Source organism: Mucilaginibacter ginkgonis (assembly GCF_009754905.2).
Classification (GTDB): Bacteria; Bacteroidota; Bacteroidia; order Sphingobacteriales; family Sphingobacteriaceae; genus Mucilaginibacter; species Mucilaginibacter ginkgonis.
This window is the reverse complement of record NZ_CP066775.1, coordinates 1,010,390-1,028,623: the sequence shown is the minus strand read 5'-3', so window position 1 is coordinate 1,028,623 and position 18,234 is coordinate 1,010,390. Positions and strand designations below refer to the sequence as shown.

17 protein-coding genes and 1 tRNA gene are annotated in these 18,234 nt (G+C 45.9%); 5 read left to right on the top strand and 13 right to left on the bottom strand.

Annotated features, from left to right (window positions below; translation table 11 throughout):
• Window positions 1–14: 14 nt before the first annotated feature.
• Together GO620_RS04765 and GO620_RS04760 are read left to right on the top strand one after the other, a co-directional pair.
• On the top strand, window positions 15–1,802 hold the full coding sequence (locus GO620_RS04765) for an ABC transporter ATP-binding protein (protein ID WP_157526724.1): 1,788 nt from the start codon (window positions 15–17) through the stop codon (window positions 1,800–1,802).
• Between the two features lie 260 nt (window positions 1,803–2,062).
• On the top strand, window positions 2,063–2,386 hold the full coding sequence (locus GO620_RS04760) for a DUF3276 family protein (protein ID WP_157526725.1): 324 nt from the start codon (window positions 2,063–2,065) through the stop codon (window positions 2,384–2,386).
• Window positions 2,387–2,459: 73 nt separating this feature from the next.
• Here GO620_RS04760 and GO620_RS04755 read toward each other — a convergent pair whose 3' ends face one another.
• Window positions 2,460–2,951: a DUF5362 family protein gene (locus GO620_RS04755; protein ID WP_157526726.1), complete on the bottom strand. Its 492-nt coding sequence runs from the start codon at window positions 2,949–2,951 to the stop codon at window positions 2,460–2,462.
• 54 nt (window positions 2,952–3,005) lie between these two features.
• Window positions 3,006–4,367 (bottom strand): magnesium transporter, encoded by a 1,362-nt coding sequence (mgtE, locus tag GO620_RS04750; RefSeq protein ID WP_157526727.1) that lies wholly within the window; start codon window positions 4,365–4,367, stop codon window positions 3,006–3,008.
• Window positions 4,368–4,599: 232 nt separating this feature from the next.
• Here mgtE and ychF point away from each other — a divergent pair, with 232 nt between their 5' ends.
• Window positions 4,600–5,697 (top strand): redox-regulated ATPase YchF, encoded by a 1,098-nt coding sequence (gene ychF / locus GO620_RS04745; protein WP_157526728.1) that lies wholly within the window; start codon window positions 4,600–4,602, stop codon window positions 5,695–5,697.
• A 136-nt stretch (window positions 5,698–5,833) separates the two neighbouring features.
• On the opposite strand, the gene GO620_RS04740 is transcribed toward ychF, so the two are convergent.
• Window positions 5,834–6,415, bottom strand: coding sequence for a CAP domain-containing protein (locus GO620_RS04740; protein ID WP_200230684.1), 582 nt, complete (start codon window positions 6,413–6,415; stop codon window positions 5,834–5,836).
• A 117-nt stretch (window positions 6,416–6,532) separates the two neighbouring features.
• Here GO620_RS04740 and GO620_RS04735 point away from each other — a divergent pair.
• A tRNA-Arg gene (locus GO620_RS04735) sits at window positions 6,533–6,604 on the top strand.
• A gap of 281 nt (window positions 6,605–6,885) precedes the next feature.
• Here GO620_RS04735 and GO620_RS04730 read toward each other — a convergent pair.
• A complete protein-coding gene (locus GO620_RS04730; RefSeq protein ID WP_157526730.1) occupies window positions 6,886–7,485 on the bottom strand; it encodes a helix-turn-helix domain-containing protein in 600 nt (199 codons plus the stop codon).
• Window positions 7,486–7,771: 286 nt separating this feature from the next.
• Here GO620_RS04730 and GO620_RS04725 point away from each other — a divergent pair, with 286 nt between their 5' ends.
• Window positions 7,772–8,110, top strand: coding sequence for a hypothetical protein (locus GO620_RS04725; protein ID WP_157526731.1), 339 nt, complete (start codon window positions 7,772–7,774; stop codon window positions 8,108–8,110).
• Here GO620_RS04725 and GO620_RS04720 read toward each other — a convergent pair.
• The 9 genes from GO620_RS04720 to GO620_RS04680 all read right to left on the bottom strand — a co-directional run bounded on the left by GO620_RS04720 (window position 8,089) and on the right by GO620_RS04680 (window position 18,062).
• On the bottom strand, window positions 8,089–9,453 hold the full coding sequence (locus tag GO620_RS04720) for a paraquat-inducible protein A (RefSeq protein ID WP_244139461.1): 1,365 nt from the start codon (window positions 9,451–9,453) through the stop codon (window positions 8,089–8,091). The two genes, GO620_RS04725 and GO620_RS04720, sit on opposite strands and share 22 nt — an antisense overlap.
• Window positions 9,454–9,459: 6 nt before the next feature.
• Window positions 9,460–10,785 (bottom strand): paraquat-inducible protein A, encoded by a 1,326-nt coding sequence (locus GO620_RS04715; protein ID WP_157526732.1) that lies wholly within the window; start codon window positions 10,783–10,785, stop codon window positions 9,460–9,462.
• A gap of 81 nt (window positions 10,786–10,866) precedes the next feature.
• The gene (locus tag GO620_RS17310; protein WP_262895028.1) at window positions 10,867–11,259 is read right to left on the bottom strand and encodes an amidohydrolase family protein; all 393 of its coding nucleotides are present in this window, start codon (window positions 11,257–11,259) and stop codon (window positions 10,867–10,869) included.
• 41 nt (window positions 11,260–11,300) lie between these two features.
• On the bottom strand, window positions 11,301–11,861 hold the full coding sequence (locus tag GO620_RS17305; protein ID WP_198173614.1) for an amidohydrolase family protein: 561 nt from the start codon (window positions 11,859–11,861) through the stop codon (window positions 11,301–11,303).
• Window positions 11,862–11,909: 48 nt separating this feature from the next.
• Window positions 11,910–13,433, bottom strand: coding sequence for a Gfo/Idh/MocA family protein (locus GO620_RS04700; protein ID WP_157526733.1), 1,524 nt, complete (start codon window positions 13,431–13,433; stop codon window positions 11,910–11,912).
• An 8-nt stretch (window positions 13,434–13,441) separates the two neighbouring features.
• Window positions 13,442–14,119, bottom strand: coding sequence for a 3-keto-disaccharide hydrolase (locus GO620_RS04695; protein WP_198173615.1), 678 nt, complete (start codon window positions 14,117–14,119; stop codon window positions 13,442–13,444).
• Window positions 14,120–14,197: 78 nt separating this feature from the next.
• Window positions 14,198–16,543, bottom strand: a complete 2,346-nt coding sequence (locus GO620_RS04690) for a S9 family peptidase (protein ID WP_157526734.1) — start codon at window positions 16,541–16,543, stop codon at window positions 14,198–14,200.
• A 329-nt stretch (window positions 16,544–16,872) separates the two neighbouring features.
• Window positions 16,873–17,160, bottom strand: a complete 288-nt coding sequence (locus tag GO620_RS04685; protein ID WP_157526735.1) for a chaperone modulator CbpM — start codon at window positions 17,158–17,160, stop codon at window positions 16,873–16,875.
• Window positions 17,161–17,162: 2 nt separating this feature from the next.
• Complete coding sequence (locus tag GO620_RS04680) at window positions 17,163–18,062, bottom strand: DnaJ C-terminal domain-containing protein (protein WP_157526736.1); 900 nt, start codon at window positions 18,060–18,062, stop codon at window positions 17,163–17,165.
• Window positions 18,063–18,234 lie beyond the last annotated feature (172 nt).

The window sequence follows — 18,234 nt, the reverse complement described above, 5'->3', positions numbered from 1 at the left end:
TCCGGACTCTATAAATGAAAGATCTCGCCTATCTAAATAAATACTTCTGGAAATACCGCTTATACTTTATACCGGGCATTCTGTTCGTTATCATTTCTAACGTTTTCGGCGTATTACCCGCGCAAGTGATCCGTATTGCTTTCGACCTCGTGACAGAAAACATTGCCATCTACCGCCTGTACAACGGCTTTAACAGGCAATCGGTCATCTACGATATCTTTGGGTCGAGCCTGATGCTGTTCGGTGGGTTAGTATTGTTGCTGGCGCTGCTGCGCGGTATGTTCCTGTTCTTTATGCGGCAAACGTTGATCCTGATGTCGCGGCATATCGAATACGACCTGAAGAATAGTATCTACGCGCACTACCAGGCACTTTCACTTGCTTTTTACCGCCGCCACAGTACGGGAGATTTAATGAACCGCGCCACCGAAGATGTTACCCGTGTGCGCATGTACCTGGGCCCGGGCATTATGTACTCGGTTAATACAGTGATATTATTCTTTTTAACGGTATCCATCATGCTGACTGTGAACGTACGCATGACGTTGTTTTCTGTCCTGCCCTTGCCCATCCTTGTAATGATGATCTACTATGTGAATAGCATCATCAATTTTCGCAGCGAGAAGATACAGGAGAGGTTGTCAGCCTTATCGAGTTTTGTGCAGGTAAACTTCTCGGGCATCAGGGTGATAAGGTCGTACGTACGCGAAGAGTTTGTTAAAGAAAGCTTCGCGGCAGAAAGCCAGGATTATAAGACCCAGTCCATGGCACTGGTGCGGGTACAGGCTTTGTTTTACCCGCTTATGCTGCTGCTCATTGGTGTCAGTAATGTGATCATCATCTATGTGGGCGGTGTAGAAGTAATCAAGGGTACGGTTACACCCGGCAACATCGCAGAGTTCATATTTTATCTCAACCAGTTAACGTTCCCGGTTATTGCCCTGGGTTGGGTTACCTCACTGATACAACGCGCGGCGGCATCGCAAAAGCGCATTAATGAGTTTTTGCATGAACAGCCTGAGATTGTTTCGGGTATTGCGCCGCATGAAGTGAAGGGCGAGATTAGCTTTAACAATGTATCATTTACTTACCCCGAAACCGGCATACAGGCTCTGAAGAACGTATCTTTCACAGCCAGGTCGGGCGAAATGGTGGCCATTATCGGTCGCACAGGATCCGGCAAGTCTACCATCGCCAATTTGGTGATGCGCATGTATGACGTTGAGAGTGGCGATATCAACGTTGATGGCGTAAAGATCGATCAGCTCGACCTCAACAATTACCGCAGTCAGGTTGGGTTTGTGCCGCAAGAAGTTTTCTTGTTTTCTGATACCATAGCTAACAATATCGCCTTCAGTGCGGATAAATTAAACATGCCCGACGTTGAGCAGGCAGCAAAGGATGCTGCCGTTTATAACAATATCATAGAGTTTGAAGAAGGGTTTGAAACTTACATCGGCGAGCGTGGCATTACCTTATCCGGCGGACAGAAGCAGCGCGTTTCTATCGCCCGGGCTATTTTTAAACAGCCGCAGGTATTGATCTTCGACGATTGCCTGTCGGCCGTGGACACCAAAACAGAAGAAGAGATTTTGCGCAACATGGGCAAGATCATGCACGGCAAGACCAGCATCATCATTGCGCACCGCATATCTACAATTAAAAATACCGACCAGATACTGGTGCTTGACAATGGCGAAATCATTGAACGCGGCAACCACGACGACTTGATGAAGCTAAAAGGCGCTTACTTCGAACTTTATGAAATGCAGCTGCTGGAAGAGGAAGAGAGCGCAGCCTAACGTCTACGACTTGCGCTGACCTTACAGAAGATAGGTTTAACAAACTGGTGTTTTAGTTAGCTGGAATTGTTTCGATTGAAACAGTGCAACAGTACTGCAGAGCAATAAAAATTCCCGGTAACATTTCGACAAGCGAGATCAGAACGCCACAGCTCCGCAACGAAATTGTTTTAAAAATATTTCAACAATATTTTGAATAATGTTTGCGGATGGAAAAAATAATTATATTTATGCCAATAAACTAACTACAATTAGTACCAATGGCTGATTTTGACAACAGGGAGCGTGAAGAAGTTTTTTCTAAAAAGGTGCGTGCCGGCAAACGAACGTATTTTTTCGACGTAAAAGCAACAAGGTCTAACGATTATTATATAACCGTTACTGAAAGTAAAAAACGTTTAGAAGACGGCGCTTTTATCAAGCATAAAATATTTTTGTATAAAGAAGATTTCGAGAAGTTTGCCGAAGGCCTTAAATCAACCGTTGATTATATAAAAGACCACCAGGAAGTGGTTGAGAAGCGCTATGAATTTAGCGAAGCCGGCGAACCCGTAACTGCAGCAAGCGAAGACTTCTCTTTTTAAATAAAAAACTAACTAACTTAACTAAACAAAGAACCCCGCCAAAAGCGGGGTTTTCTTTTATAAATTAATTCCCCTAGCGCATAGCATGGCCGGCCATAAGGCCAAGAATGATTCCGCCAAAACTAATAATACCTATCACCAAGCCGATGATCACCAAAACGCCTACAAATTTCATGAATGACTTTAGATTTTTAATAGCGTCAGTAACTTCCTGCTGGCTTGAGTAAACCACACCCCTGCCGGCTGCAGCGCCGAAGCGGTATAAGTACAGTGCAGGGAAAAAATAGAGTAACGCCATTAGTCCGTAGATCACTGTTATTGTTGTTCCTCCTACTGCTGGCCCATTTTGCGGCATCGTTGGGCTCATTCGCATCATGGCTTCAAAAAAGCTTCCGGCAAATATGGCCCCTATCAGTATCAATGCACTGCCTATAAAGCCCATGATGCCTAAAAACCTGGCCCATTTACCGGCATTTTCAAGATAGAACTGAGCTTCTGTAGTTAAAATGATCCCGTGCGAGCCATCGCCCGTAACAGGGTGTTCTGTGATAATTGTTTCTTCCATGATTTAAGTTGAGTTTGTTTCACTAAAAATATGGAATACAAGCAATTAAACAAATTAAATATGCATGATAGCTACAGCGATTGTGAAGTAAATGATAAGTCCGGTAACATCCACAAGGGTAGCTACAAACGGCGCCGAAGATGTTGCAGGGTCAAGGCCAACCCGCTTTAACAGCAGCGGCAGCATGGAACCGGAAAGCGATCCCCACAATACAATAAATATAAGCGCAATACCCACGGTAAGCCCAACCAATATCCAATGCGGACCGTAAACGTTGCTAAACATGGTCCATATGGCTATGCGCAAAAAGCCTATAATGCCCAACGTACCGCCTAGCATCAACCCGGAGATGATCTCGCGGCGCATTACCCGCCACCAGTCGCGCACGGTGACTTCTCCTAAAGCCATGGCTTGTATGATCAATGTGGAGGCCTGAGAGCCGCTGTTGCCGCCGCTTGAAATGATCAGCGGGATAAATAGCGCCAGCACAACAGCCTTTTGAATAGCGCCTTCAAAAAAGCCCATTGCGGTAGCTGTAAGCATCTCGCTCAGGAAAAGAATGATCAACCAACCAACCCTTTTACGCACCAGGCGCAGCAGGCTAATGTCAAGATAGGGTTCATCCAACGCCTCGGTACCACCTATCTTTTGAATGTCCTCAGTATACTCCTCGTTGGCTATCCAAAGGATATCATCAACGGTAACTATACCCAACAGGATATCTTCATTGTCTGTAACCGGTAAGGCGACACGATTATTCATCCTGAAAGTGTTGATCGCTTCTTCCTGCGGGTCGTTTACCTTCAGGCCTATCAGGCGGCTGTCCATCAGGTCGGAGATCTTTGTATCAGGGTCAACCAATAAGATTTCGCGGATACGGATATCGTCCAGCAAAATGCCCTTGTCATCTATCACGTAAATAACGTCGATGGTCTCAGAGTTCTTACCGTATTTGCGGATGTGATCAAGTACGCGCTGCACTCGCCATCCTTTTTTTACAGCAATGTAATCGGGCGTCATCAAACGGCCAACGCTATCCTCGGGATAGCCTAAAAGCGCCAGGGCTTCTTTGCGGTCCTTCGGCGACAAGTGCAGGATCAGGCTTTTAACGGCGTCACCGTGCAGTTCTGCAAACAGAGCGGTACGGTCATCGGGTGGTAGCTCATTAATAAGCTTGGAAACTTTTGAGCCGGAAAGTTTGGCAATGATCCGCTCCTGCTTAGGAAAATCCAGGATACGGAAAACGTTGACAGCGCGGTTTAAAGAAAGGGTTTCTATGAACAGTGCGGCGTTGTCAGGAAACTCATCTATCAGTTGTTCAACATCAGATATATTGAGGTTGTTCAAATACTCCTGCAGCTGCGTTTTGTCATCCTGTTCCAGCAAAAGTTCTATTTGCTCAACCATTTCTTCCATACCTGCGTTGTTGATTTTACATTGGTGTACTATTGCTTGCTATCGGCGCAAAAGTCGTTTATTTTTTCAAATTACAGGGATGTTTTTTATGTTATCTTTGCGGGATTTTTAACGATAGTTATCGGGTTAATAAGTTATTTGGTTAATGGCTTTTGCATTTAACATCATAAATAATTTCAGTTTTCCATTTATTAACATGGTAACTCGATAACGTAATAACAAACAACCAAGAATGGGTTTACAATGCGGTATAGTTGGCCTGCCAAACGTGGGCAAATCAACACTTTTTAATTGTCTATCAAATGCCAAAGCACAAGCGGCAAATTTTCCGTTTTGCACTATAGAACCAAACGTGGGTGTTATCACCGTTCCGGATGAGCGCCTTACAAAATTGACCGAGTTGGTTAACCCGGCTAAAGTTGTACCTAACACTATCGAGATAGTTGACATTGCCGGCCTGGTAAAAGGAGCCAGCAAGGGCGAAGGTTTAGGTAACCAGTTTTTAGGTAACATCCGTGCAACAAACGCCATTATACACGTGCTTCGTTGTTTTGACGATGATAACGTGATCCACGTAGACGGATCTGTAGACCCCATTCGCGATAAAGAGATCATCGATACCGAATTACAATTAAAAGATTTGGAGTCGATAGACAAAAAACTACAAAAAGTTGAAAAGGCTGCAAAGACCGGCGACAAAGAAGGCAAAAAAGCTTTTGACGTTCTTACCGTTTATAAAAACCACCTATTAGAGGGCAAATCTGCACGTACGGCGCCTGTCGCCGAAGAAGACAAAGAATATGTTGAGGACCTTTGGCTGCTTACCGCCAAGCCGGTGATGTATGTATGTAATGTAGAAGAAAAATCTGTCAACACAGGTAACGCTTACGTTGAGAAGGTAAAGGCCGCTGTTGCCGATGAAAACGCTGAAGTTCTGGTGATATCAGCGCAGATTGAATCTGAAATTGCACAGTTGGAAACCTACGAAGAGCGTGAGATGTTCCTTGAAGACCTGGGACTGAAAGAATCCGGGGTAAATAAATTGATTAAAGCTGCATACCACTTATTGAACCTGAGTACGTATTTTACAGCAGGTGTTACAGAGGTGCGTGCCTGGACTATTACCAAGGGCTTTACCGCGCCACAAGCTGCCGGCGTGATCCACTCTGACTTTGAAAAAGGCTTTATCCGTGCGGAAGTGATAAAATATATCGACTTTATAACCTTAGGCTCTGAAGCGGCTTGTAAAGAAGCCGGTAAACTGGGCGTTGAAGGCAAAACCTACATTGTGCAAGATGGCGACATTATGCACTTCAGGTTTAATGTGTAAACGGTGAACGGTGAACGTTAAAACGGTGAAGGGCTGAACGGCGAACGGCTGAACGGTAAATGGCTGAAAGGTATCATTATGGACTATTGACTATGGTCTATCGTCTATGGACTATAGACCATCGTGTATGGACTTTTTACTTTGCGCCAAAGTCTTGAGTCCAGTAATTGCCTGCACGGGCTGCGCCCATTTCTTTAAAAGACGCGCTCATCATGTTCTTGCAATGGCCTTCGCTGTTTAGCCAGGCAGTAAAAACTTCCTGCTCGCTGGTTTGACCCGCGGCAATGTTCTCTCCTACCGCCATCCATTTGTAACCGGCTGCGGTAACGCGGGTATCAAAGGTCGACCCGTCGAAAGAGTTATGCGAGAAGTAATTCTTGGTATTCATTTCGTTGCTGTGCGCCAGTGCCGCAGCGGCTAGCTGATCATTCCAGGTAAGCGCGTTTACGGCAGGCATGGCAGTAACACCGCAATTGCAGCCTTTAGCGCGCAAATCATTCACCAGTTTTAGTAACAGCGTGTTATTTAGATTAGTAGCAATAGCTGTGGACCCTGTAGTTGTGGTGGTCGTGCCGGAAGTGGTTGTACCGGTTGTAGTCGACGTGGTGGTGGTCGATGTAGCAGGCACAACATCAGAGCCCGACTTGGTACATCCCATTAAAACGGTTGCTGTAATACCAAGCGACAGCAAGGCGCGTATAATAGTTTTTAATCTCATCAATAGTTTTACCGGCATTAACTTAGGGTGTGCCGCCGAATGTTACCTTAAACGAGCAAACAGCACAAATATTGTGCTTCGCACCACAAAAGCAAAATGATATATTTGCACCGCTTTGCTCCCGTAGTTCAATGGATAGAATTATGGTTTCCGGTACCATCGATAGGAGTTCGAATCTCTTCGGGAGCACTAAAACCATCAAGTTCAGCTAAAGCTGAACGCGATGGTTTTTAATTTTTAAAGAGATTCGAACAGAAGAGTTCGAACTATTCTCTTGAGCGGGAGCGCGGGCGGACCGTGGGTGCGAAAAATCTCTTCGGGAGCACTAAAATTGGGTGCAGCTAATAAAATTGGCCGCGCCCAATTTTGTTTTGAAGAGTTGAGAACTCCTGTAATTCGAACTATTCTCTTGAGCGGGATCACTGGCGGACAATGGGTGCGAAAAATCACTTCAGTAGCACTAAAGAAACTTACTTACTATAAAGCTTCTCCTTTTTGTCTTTAACGGAAGTGGAATCGATTGTGGATGTAACCAAAAAAGCGGGCTCTCCCTTGTAGACTATGGCATACCTCACGATGTCCACGGTTAATATCGACCCGTCGGCAAGTAGGTGTTTAAATTTTACGTCAAATATCTGGTCTCCATCGTGTGCTGTAAGATAAGCGCTCATGTTTTCTAACTCGCTCTTAGGGCGAATATCGCGGATGGTCATGTTCAGAAATTCGTCTCTGTTGTAACCATATCTTTCTACAGCGGCATCATTTACTTCAAGAAATTTAAGGGTTACCGGTTCAAAGATCCACATAGGTGTGGCACTTTTATGGAATAATTTGCTAAAATCAACGAAAGTTTTCGACGTCATGGATAGCGCGTCGATGGCCGACATATTCAACAGTTTAAATATCGACAGTACCCTGTCGAGCACTACTTTGGTATAGCCTAATTCAATTTTGCTATAGGCATTTTGGCTTACATCCAGCTTGGCGGCCATATATTCCTGGGAGTAACCCAGTTGCATACGTTTTAGTCTAATTGCTTTTATAATTTCCTTAGAGGACAGTTCGTGCATAGAGGTCTCTCAAATAATTAGGTTAAAGTGTGCAGAAAGATTGCAAGGACCGGAAAATAAATACGCCCCAATATCTTGCTTTTTCAGCGTAAAGACTTGTGCAAGGCATTCATTTTATCAGAAGATAACATATTGTAAATCAACAATTAAAACCGACCGCTATAATGAAATTCGCGTATGCAAATCGTTGGCGATGACGTCGACGTGTTAAACGCTGTTTACAGATGATGAAACATAGCAACACAACGCTTTAAAACAATTGCCGCAGTTTGCTCCTTTTTATATTATGGCACTTACAGACGAAGAATTCCGCGAAGAATATAAACCACTGCACATTCCGGCCCATTTCGAGGAGGCAGATACGGAACAGAACCGTGTGATCTACGCGCTTGCACAACTTGGAGAAGGCACATCTGATGATGTGATCAATAAGCTAAAGGAACTACAGCCGGGGATAGACGCGGAGCAACTAAACGCTTTTGCAAAAGTCATTCTTCGCGACTTGTTTAATAAAGGAAAATTGGCAGGTAATGAGCGCGACGGCAAATTGTATTATAACCTTCACAAGATAACCCGCCCAAACTCCGGCGCTACCGGTACAGATTATGTAGAGCTTAACCTCTGATCTACAGAAAGTTGTTTTGGCACCTCTACTTTGTGCGGGGTTATACGTTTAAGAATGTAAGCCAGCAAGGTTGCAAATATCACATAACCAACAAAAATGAAGTACCCCGGCTGCAACGAAGTTTCATTCGCGGTCACGGTAGTTAAGGTTCCGTTATGGATATTTAAATTAGAAAGCTGGCTTTTTAAAATGCCATTTAAACCGATGTAAGTCATAATGATGCCCACAACCATTACATCGGCCATATCCCACTTCGCAGAATCGAACGCCAGGTATCTCACCACTTTATTCTGAGCAATACGTTCCGGGCTGAGGATATGTATGCCTTTTGCGATTAACCTTATTAACGGCAGTATCAGCACAAAAATAAAGATGAGGCTACCCACAACAACAGCGTCGGGCTTGGGCTGATAAATGAGTACACCAACTATCTGCAATAAACTTTTACTCTGGAAAAACAGCACCTGATTTATAAACTCAACCTTCTCTCCGAGCAGCATGAAGCTGAAAGATTGCAGGCGCGCATCAACCTCAATGATAGATGCCGTAGCGCCAACCACCAGCATCACCGTTGCGAAAAGCAGCGACATCACAAACAAAGTCGACTGCAGGTGCACGCTCTTACGCATCAGCCACCACAACACCAGTGCAAACAAAACGCAGCCCAGCATCGCGTAAGCATAGTTATAGCTTACTTGCCGTATGCGTGTCAGCTCATTATTGATCTTGTTATTAAAAGAATAAGGGTCGCCCACATGATATTTGGCGTAAACATGCTTGGTTACGTAAAAATTAGCCACGCTGGTACTATCGTAAGTTTGCCTTTCTAGCTTGGTAAGTGTAGTTGTAGCAATGCCTTTCAGCCGTCGTTGGCTGGATGGGCTGCTCACTTTATTAACTATAGTCCTGGCAAAACCTGGTATTTGTGCGTTTATATCTTTAGGGTCGACCATGGCATTAAATGCCAGCTTTTTAAGCTTGCCGCCTATAGATTTTTGTGGTTTATTGATTTCCGCAACTGTCTTATTTACAAGGCTTTGCAACTGGTTTTGCACAGCAACCTGTATAGCGCGCTTTTGCTTAGCGGTGAGCTTAAAATCTGTAACCTGGTGGTTCACCACGTCTGATATCCTGTCCCGCCATTGATCTATGGAGAACAAGCCAAAGGTAATGCTGTTGGCCATGGCATAATCCTCCTTTATCCGTTCCTGCTCAAACGAAAGGGCGTGCATACGGTAGCCAAAATAAGCTTCGCCGCAAAGCAGGATGCTCAATCCTAAGATCAGGATCAAATTGGGCAAACCAAATTTTCTGGCTTCTGTATGTTGGCTTTCGTTAGTCACGTTTTGTTAATGCGAATCGTAAGGGGTAATAAATTTAAGTATGGTTGATAAGATAAGCCCATATAAAACAAAGCTTATGAAAACAATATAACCCGGCTGCAGCGCGGTATTGTTAGTCGTCAACATGGTCAAGGTTTCCGTTTTGATATTTAACCCGGCTAACTGCTTATCCAGTAAACCGTTAAGGCCGATATAACACATCAAAATGGCTATCACTATTACGTCAGCCATGCTCCATTTACCCGATTGGAAGGCAAAATATTTGATGAATTTGCTTTCGGCTATCTTTCTGCGGCTTAGCAGGTGAATGCCGGTAGAAGCCAGCTTGGTAAACGGAAACAGAATACTAAACACCAATATCAGGATACCTACAAGGATAGAATCTACGGCCGGCTGTTTTACTAATACTTCTACCACATCCAGAATACTTTTGCTTTGGAAAAAAAGCACCTGGTTTTTGAATACGACATGTTCGCCCAGCAGTACAAAGTCCAGCGAACTGATACGGCAATCAACCTCTATCATAGATGCCGTAAGTCCCACCGCCAAAAGTATAAAAGCAAAAAGAAGCGACATGATAAACAGCGTAGCGTGCAGCTCTACCCTTTTGCGTACCAGCCACCAAAGCATCAGCACCACAATAACGCATGCCAGCATACCAAAACAATAATTGTAGGTTTCTGTACGGATGCGCTCTAAAGAGTTGCTCAATTTGTTGTTTAAAGCTTCTGTGTCGCTAACGTGATATTTATTGAACATTACGTTAGTAAGTGAGTCGTTCGCCTTGATAGAGCTATCAACGTATGCAGTTTTTTTAACCTGCTTAAATTTGCTAAGCGCCATTGTGCTTAGCTGTTGTTTATTTTGCGGGTTATCTACTTTGGCGATAATGGTCTTAGCATATGTTGGAACCTGGGCTTTGATCTTATCTGTATTGACGAAAGTTTTTACGGCAAGTTTTTTAATCTTGCCCATAAGTGAGGTTGGCTTTTTTTCCAGAAGAGACTCGGCCCGGTTAATGAGCGCCATGATGATCTGCTCTACCTCGACCTGCAACTCATGCTTTTGATGCGGTGTTAGCGTAAAGTGGCGTACCTGATGGTTTACAATGCCGCCGATCTTATCCTGCCATTGGTCTACAGAAAACAGGCCTAAAGTGATGTTATTAATGTTGGAGTAATCTTCCTTTAGTTGCTCCTGGTCGGCAGAAAGGGTGTGCAGGCGGTAACCAAAGTAGCCCTCGGCACAAAGCAAACCAGCTAGCCCTGCAATGAGGAGCAGCCTGATAAATAAAGAAGATTTGGCTTTTGCCGCTTGCACGTCAGATGCCATCGGCTCGTAATATTGGTTTCAAATTGGATCTGTAATGTTTTGACAAGGCATTTATCATGCCAAATTTTATAAATTCATTTTTTACAACGCTAACTCATTGAAAGCTAAAATCTTATCAGCATTTTTATAAGCGATCTTTTCAATTTGATCTTGAGGCAGTTGTATTTCATTAAGAAAATCAACGCCCATTTGATTGGTACTGAAAGGATAATCCACAGATAGCATAATATTATCGATACCGAAAGTATCGAGCGCGATCTGCAACGGTGGTTGCGTAAAAAACCCACTTGTGGTGATGTATACCTGCTGTTGAAATGTGTCGGCAAGTGTACGCTGGTTTTCGCCGCCGGCTCCGGGACTGAATGCCCGCGCAGACCGTGCCCACATTATCGGTAGCATCTCGCCCATGTGTCCGATGATGATCTTAAGATCCGGGAATTTGTCAAAAATACCCGCTGCAAGCAACCGCAGCACGTGAATGGCAGTTTCAGAATGCCAGCCCCATCCCCAGCAAGCTATAGATCGGTGTAGCCGGTTTTGCCACCTATGTTGCTATAGTATGCGCCCTGTACAGCCTTTGGCGGGATCCCGGGATGGATGTAGATGGGCACACCCAACTTTTGCGCACGCTCAAACACAGGCGAAAACTTTGGATGATCCAGAAATTCACCGTTAACGTGGCCCTTGATCATCGCCCCGCGAAAGCCGTGTTTAGTTACCGCACGTTCCAGCTCATCTGCAGCGGTTGCCGGCGCGGTCATGGGTAACAGCGCAAATGCTGAGAACCGCTCCGGATGAGGTGCTATCTTTTCTGCCAGCAGATCATTATACCTTGCCGCGAATTGCGGCGCAAGCTTTTCATCCAAAAGGTTTACATCTGTGTTTTCTACTGAAAGCACCTGCATGGTAATGCCCGCATCGTCCATCGATTTTAAACGTTCGCCTGCAATATCTGCCAGCTTCGGCATCATCTGCGCCGCGTTTGGAGGTTCTTTTATATTTTTGGCAACATCGGCAGGCAGAAAAGCCTTCATTTCAGGGAAAGCCACATGTTCTTCAAGGGTTACTATCCTCATTGCAAGTATTTATCTTACATACAACCAATAGCCATTAACGTTTGGTAATTACAACTTCAATTCGCCCCAGCCTTTACGATACTCCCTTTTTATGTATTGATTGGCCGGTTCAAAGTTGGTGATCTTCATATTCTCACCGTCCCATTTTAAAGCCGTATACCGACCGCTGAATTTATAGCCTTCCATATTTCCGTAAACAGGGTCTTTGCGTTTTATCTTTTCCTGCAGATCAAATGTGCGCAGCAGCAGGTTACCCATAAGCACAGTTTCTGTAAGCGGGCCCGCATAGCCAAAGAACGGCGAGTCGACTTCCATTTTGCTGTAGCCGGCAATACTTGCGTCTACCCATTGCCACCAATGTCCATCCATGCCCCCGGGAACTCGCGGATATTTCTCCGGCACCTTAACATCTTTGTTCAGTTTAAGCGGCAATAATCGTGGATGGCTCCCGCCCCATCCGCAAGAAACTTTTCCCTTGGTACCTACGAAAAGCGTACAGCCTTCGAAATCGTTCTCGCTTGGTATGTCGCCCAGTATCTCATTCATATTCAGGCTGGGATCAATTTCGTTTAACCGTTCGGGTATGATACCGCCGTCCATCCAATACAGATCGAGTGGCTTGCCACTTTGCTGGGTGAACTTAAACTTTATAGAACTGGAAACAGGGCCGCTCTCAGGATAAATTCCTTCCTTAAAGATGCCTTTGTAAACCGTGCTTGCACTGCCCGAAACTTCTGTAGGATATCCCAACCCCAACAATTTAAACGGCGGCCCCATAATGTGGCAACCCATGTCGCCGAGCGCGCCGGTGCCAAACTCCCACCAGCCCCGCCAGTTGAACGGAACTAAATTGTCGATATAATTAGTTTGCTTTGCAGTGCCCAGCCACAAGTCCCATTTCAATTCTTTTGGTATAGGCGCCGCTGTTTTTGGCCAGGCTATGCCCTGCGGCCAAACAGGGCGGTCTGTCCAGCAGTAAACTTTTTCAATATCACCTATCAGCCCTGCTTCAAACCACTCGCGCATGGTGCGCATGCCGTCGCAACTTGCACCCTGATCGCCCATTTGAGTTACCACCTGGTATTTCTCGCTCGCTTCTGTTAATATCCTGGCTTCGTATATGTCGTGTGTCAGCGGCTTTTGCAGGTACAAATGCTTTTTCATTTGCATGGCGCGCAAGCCAACGGGCGCGTGGTTATGATCCGGAATGGCAACCGTCACCGCATCAAAATTCTTATGTTCTTTATCGAACATCTCACGCCAATCGTGGTAAAAGCCAGCCTTTGGAAATTCTTTGCGCCGTGGCGCTGCCATACGGTCGTCAACATCGCACAAGAAGGCTATCTGCGCGTTCTTTTTAGGCGCTGTCGCGAAGTGGTGTATGTCACTTTCGGCTTCGCCGCCACAACCCACAGCAGCAATGTATAATTTGTCGCTTGGCGCGGTGTAACCTTTGCCACCCAACACAAACCTTGGCACAATATAGAATGAGGCGGCGGCGATAGCGCTTTTCCTGATAAAATCCTTGCGGCTGAGGTTCTCGCCCGCCGTACGCGTTTTATTCTCTTCCATAAACCTGTTTAGCGTAAGGATTTGACCGAAACTTCTTTGAAGAACACTACATCTTCGGGACCGTGGTTTTGCAGGCCTATGTAACCAAAATCAGGCCGGCGACCGGGATAAGGTTCAAAATCGAATACACGTTTTGGAGTAGGCTGGCCTTCTGTATAGTCCGTCACTCTCTGACCGTTAACGGTTACAATAGTCCGCGGCCCATCAAGCGTAATTTCCATGGTGTTCCACTGCGGGCCTGGCTTGCCTGGTTTGGCTAATGGTTTTGTAAGAGAATATAGGGTACCGGTAACGTGGTAATCGTTTTCTTTAGAAGTTTCGGGATGATTGTCTATCTGCACCTCGTAGCCGTAAAACACAGGCATCCAGGGCTCGCGCGGCTCGATAGGTATGCGAATAAACACTCCTGCATTGCTGTTGAATTTCTGCATCCGGTAAACTATGCGGATAACGCAGTTGCCGAATTTCTCTTTGGTGTAATACTCGAGCCCCATGCCGCCCGTACTGCCGGTAACGCCACCTTTAACATAGCGGGCGCCCGGCCCTACGTGTTTCCAGCCATTGAGGTCTTTTCCGTTAAATAGCTGTCGCCAGCCTTTATCTATTTGCGCCGAAGTTGTTGAGAAAGTAAAAAACATTGCAAAAGCCGCGAACGCGCCCTTTGCCAACAGGAGATTGGTTTTCATAAAGCAGGAATAAATTGGTTAGCCCAATGTAGGAGATATTTCCCAAAAGGCATAGCCGATCTATTCCTGCAGAATTATTTAATTAGCAGAATTTCTTGGGTCCTGCTTAGGTTTTATTTCATAGTTGTAAGGCGTTTCTGCACCCAGCAAATTCTTTACAAAGTAATCCCAGCGGCGGCGCATCATGTAATAAGAATATTCGCCGTAACCGTGGGCGCTGTTAGGGAATATAACCAGGTCGAAGCTTTTGTTAGCCTTTTCCAAAGCCTCTGCCACCAGTAATGTGTTTTGCGGAGGTACGTTATCGTCCATCAGGCCGTGTGCCAGCATTAGCTTGCCTTTTAGGTTTCTGGCATAGGTTTGATTGGCCTGGGCCTCGTAATTAGAAACGCCATTGTCTTTGGTTACCAGCAGGCCGTCATAACGTTCGCCCCAATCATCCTCGTAATTGCGGTTATCATGGTTGCCCGATTCGGCTATACCTACTTTGAAGAAGTCCGGGTAACGGAACATTGCAGCAGCCGTTGCGAATCCGCCACCCGAATGGCCCCAGATACCTACACGGGACGTGTCCATGTAGTTGTATTTCGCCGACAGTTGTTTTATGCCGGCTATCTGATCTGCAATGGTATTTGTAGACATGTCGCCGTAGCTCATATCATGGTAGCTTTTAGAGCGCAACGGATTGCTGGTACCCTCTATCACCACAACCACAAAACCCAATTCGGCTAAAGCCTGGTGGTCGCTTCGGGATGCGGCGAATGACCAGCTGCCTACACCGCCGCCTTGCGGGCCGGGGTAGATGTAGTCTATCACCGGATATTTCTTAGAAGGATCGAGTTTTGATGGTGTGAACATCAAACCGTAAACGTCAGTTTTGCCATCATCTGCTTTTACCGAAAAGGTGGTTACCGGTTTCCAACCTGTTGCCGCTAAGCGTGACACATCAGTTTTCTCCAGGGTGCTGATCAACTTCCCGCTGATGCTGCGTACTACCGTTACCGGCGGCACATCGGGTTTTGAATAGCTGTCTACAAAGTATTCACCATCCGGCGATAAGGTCACGGTATGTGTGCCTGCTTCAGGCGTCAGCACCTTCAAACCTTTACCATCAAAACCAATCTTACAGAACTGCGCGAAGTATGGATTTTCTTTTTCCATACCGCCTGCCATGAAATATATGGTGCGGTTCTTTTCGTCTACCTTAATTACCTTGGTCACCAACCAGTCGCCTTTGGTGATCTGATTTTTAACCTTGCCGGTTAAGGCGTTGAACAGGTATAGATGTCCCCAGTTGTCACGTTCAGAATACCAGATGATCTCATTGCTCTTATCCAGGAAGCGCCAGTTAATAGCACCCTGTCCTGATTCAAATTGGGTAGGAACCGATTCTTCAAACACTTCCCTCACTGCACCTGTGGCAGCGTCGGCAATGCGCACTTTTTCTATTTTGTGATCGCGCGAGGTAGATACGAAAGCCAGTTTGCTGGCATCGGCATTCCAATCGTTATCATCAAATGTACCGCTGCTTGATATGTCATCACTCAGCGTTGCGCGGTGCGGGTCAGGTGCTATATTCAACGGGATAACCTTCGCGTTATCCACGTCTATGATCACACGGCTTATCATTGCTATGTTCTTATCGCCGGGCAACGGATATTTCCACTGGCGTAAGTGCGGCGCACCAACGTTGGTGGTCACCAAATACATATCATTTACATTGCGCTGGTCCTGGCGGAAGGTAGCTATCTTCCGTGAGTCGGGCGACCATCGCAGTACAGCCCCATCGCTGTGCGACCAGCCCGCGTTATCTGTGGCGTAGCCAAAATCTTTTACGCCGTCTGTGGTTAACTGTGTTTGCTTACCAGTGGCCACATCGCGCACCCAAAGGTTATAGTCTTTTATGAATGCAGCTCGTTTACCATCGGGCGATGTTACTTCATTTGAGGCACGGCCCCTCCTGCCCGGCAAAGCGCCAACCGCGGTTACTTTGGTGTCGTCGATCACACAGCCATAGGTTTGCAGATCGCATTTGTATTGCTTGCCCGCGGCATTTACGATAACGGCCTTACCATCTGCCGAATAGTTGATATCCCTGAAAGGCAGCTTTGCACCCGAATACTTTTTACCCGTTTGCAGCGACAATGCCGCGGCCAGTTTATCGGCATCAAAAGCCGCCGCTTTGGTCCCCTTTGCCGGGTCTACCAAAACATATTCGCTTCCCTGCGGGGTTAAAACCCGGTACCAGAACTTATCGCCCGGCAACCACACAGGCCTCACAGCGGCGCGATCGACCAGCGGATCGGTATTGTAACTTAAGAAACTTTCGGCACGGGCATAATCTGCCGTTGTAAGTGCAGGGGTTTGTGCAAACGCCGCGGTACTTAATACAAGGGCAGCAGCAGAGGTAAAAAATTTATTCATGAGGTTGCGGTTTATACCGAAACCAATGTAAGGGAAAAATTTAAAGGGTTAAAATTGTAATAAGATTAATGCAATCCCCTGCCAACGCTTACCCGAAACGCTTACAATTAACCGGCATAACTTTGCGGTTGTAACACGTTACACTTTCCCCACCAAATACTGACTTATTGGTATCTGGCACTATCTTGTGAGCGAGATAAACGTCTGTATATCAATGAGGCAAAATTGTGTCAGTGTTTCAGATTTGCCTTTTTTTTGAAGAAAGTGTCACACGTTGTCACAGGGTGTGACACCCGCAAATTGATGTCAGTATGCTACAATTGAGTGGCCTATAAATAAAAACTCAGCCGATTGCGAAGCTTAAGATTCTCATGCTGCAGGTTTTCCAGCCTTTCCAGCACGTTAAACATCGCCTGTATCCCCGCAACGTTAATATCCAGTTCGCGGTGCATGCGCACCATCTTTTCTAAAGCACTTAGCTGTTCATACGGAATAAACTTTTTACGCTGAACCACCTTGAATTTTATCAGGCCGTTTTCTGCAAGCGCGTCTATGAAAGGCTCGTCCACATTGTGGTAGCTGCAAAATACAGTTGTTTCTATCAGTTGTGTTTCCATAGCTATGCGTTTTGCAGTTGTTTAAATAATTCTTTTTGCTTCTCTGTAAGGTCGGTAGGTATCTGCACCTGGTAATTGATGTACAGATCGCCAAACTGGCCGTCCTTTTTATAGACCGGCATGCCTTTGCCTTTGAGTTTCACTTTGGTGTTGTTTTGCGTACCGGGTTTAACAGGTACTTTAACTTTACCGGCCAGCGTCTCTGCAATGGTATCGCCACCCAACACCGCGGTATACAGGTCTATGTTTACATTGGTTTGCAGGTTATTGCCATCGCGCTTAAATTGCGGGTCGTCTTTGATCACAAACGTGATCAGCAAGTCGCCCGCAGGGCCGCCATTGGTACCTGCCCCGCCATGCCCTGCAATTTTAATGGTCTGCCCGTTCTCTACACCTGCCGGAATAGTAATCCTGATGTTTTTGCCGTTAACCGTTAAGGTCTTTTTTTGCGATTCCAGTATGTCGCGCAGGTTTAAATGCAACTCTGAACTGTAATCCTGGCCGCGGTAACGGGCCTGCCGGCCGCCGCCACCACCCATGCCACTAAACATCTGGCTAAAATAGTCAGAGAAATCGCCTCCATCGCCAAAGCTTTCGTAGTTAAAACCACCGCCCTGTCCGCCCCCCTGGTAGCCACTGTACTGACGGCTGCCTGCCTGTTGTTTCTGTTGCTCATAGGCTTCGGCGTGTTGCCAGTTATCGCCATAGTCGTCGTATTTTTTGCGTTTGTCAGGGTCGCTCAAAACTTCATTGGCTTCGTTTATTTCCTGGAATTTTTTATTGGCCTCTTTGTCGTTAGGGTTAAGGTCGGGATGGTATTTACGGGCCAGCTTACGGTAAGCGCTTTTTATGTCCTTGTCAGACGCGCCTTTTTTTAAGCCTAATATATTGTAATAGTCCATAGGTCAAAATGATTCAACAATATAACAGTAAAGTTTGAAGATGGTTCGGGAGCATTAATTTATGGATAAGTTATAACCAGTGAAGTTGATTTAAATTAGAAAAGATTTGGGCGTTACCCTCCTTTGTCGGGTCGCGCTTTTCGCTTCCAGTCCTCGGTCCGGTCCCGATGTT

What these genes read in the sequence shown, in the direction of transcription:
- GO620_RS04740 (WP_200230684.1), bottom strand. Translation starts at nt 6,415, where the DNA reads ATGAGATTAAAAACTATTATACGCGCCTTGCTGTCGCTTGGTATTACA.
- GO620_RS04690 (WP_157526734.1), bottom strand. Translation starts at nt 16,543, where the DNA reads ATGAATAAATTTTTTACCTCTGCTGCTGCCCTTGTATTAAGTACCGCG.
- GO620_RS04700 (WP_157526733.1), bottom strand. Translation starts at nt 13,433, where the DNA reads ATGGAAGAGAATAAAACGCGTACGGCGGGCGAGAACCTCAGCCGCAAG.
- mgtE (WP_157526727.1), bottom strand. Translation starts at nt 4,367, where the DNA reads ATGGAAGAAATGGTTGAGCAAATAGAACTTTTGCTGGAACAGGATGAC.
- GO620_RS04685 (WP_157526735.1), bottom strand. Translation starts at nt 17,160, where the DNA reads ATGGAAACACAACTGATAGAAACAACTGTATTTTGCAGCTACCACAAT.
- ychF (WP_157526728.1), top strand. Translation starts at nt 4,600, where the DNA reads ATGGGTTTACAATGCGGTATAGTTGGCCTGCCAAACGTGGGCAAATCA.
- GO620_RS04760 (WP_157526725.1), top strand. Translation starts at nt 2,063, where the DNA reads ATGGCTGATTTTGACAACAGGGAGCGTGAAGAAGTTTTTTCTAAAAAG.
- GO620_RS04715 (WP_157526732.1), bottom strand. Translation starts at nt 10,785, where the DNA reads ATGGCATCTGACGTGCAAGCGGCAAAAGCCAAATCTTCTTTATTTATC.
- GO620_RS04695 (WP_198173615.1), bottom strand. Translation starts at nt 14,119, where the DNA reads ATGAAAACCAATCTCCTGTTGGCAAAGGGCGCGTTCGCGGCTTTTGCA.
- GO620_RS04680 (WP_157526736.1), bottom strand. Translation starts at nt 18,062, where the DNA reads ATGGACTATTACAATATATTAGGCTTAAAAAAAGGCGCGTCTGACAAG.
- GO620_RS04765 (WP_157526724.1), top strand. Translation starts at nt 15, where the DNA reads ATGAAAGATCTCGCCTATCTAAATAAATACTTCTGGAAATACCGCTTA.
- GO620_RS04725 (WP_157526731.1), top strand. Translation starts at nt 7,772, where the DNA reads ATGGCACTTACAGACGAAGAATTCCGCGAAGAATATAAACCACTGCAC.
- GO620_RS04730 (WP_157526730.1), bottom strand. Translation starts at nt 7,485, where the DNA reads ATGCACGAACTGTCCTCTAAGGAAATTATAAAAGCAATTAGACTAAAA.
- GO620_RS04755 (WP_157526726.1), bottom strand. Translation starts at nt 2,951, where the DNA reads ATGGAAGAAACAATTATCACAGAACACCCTGTTACGGGCGATGGCTCG.
- GO620_RS17305 (WP_198173614.1), bottom strand. Translation starts at nt 11,861, where the DNA reads ATGAGGATAGTAACCCTTGAAGAACATGTGGCTTTCCCTGAAATGAAG.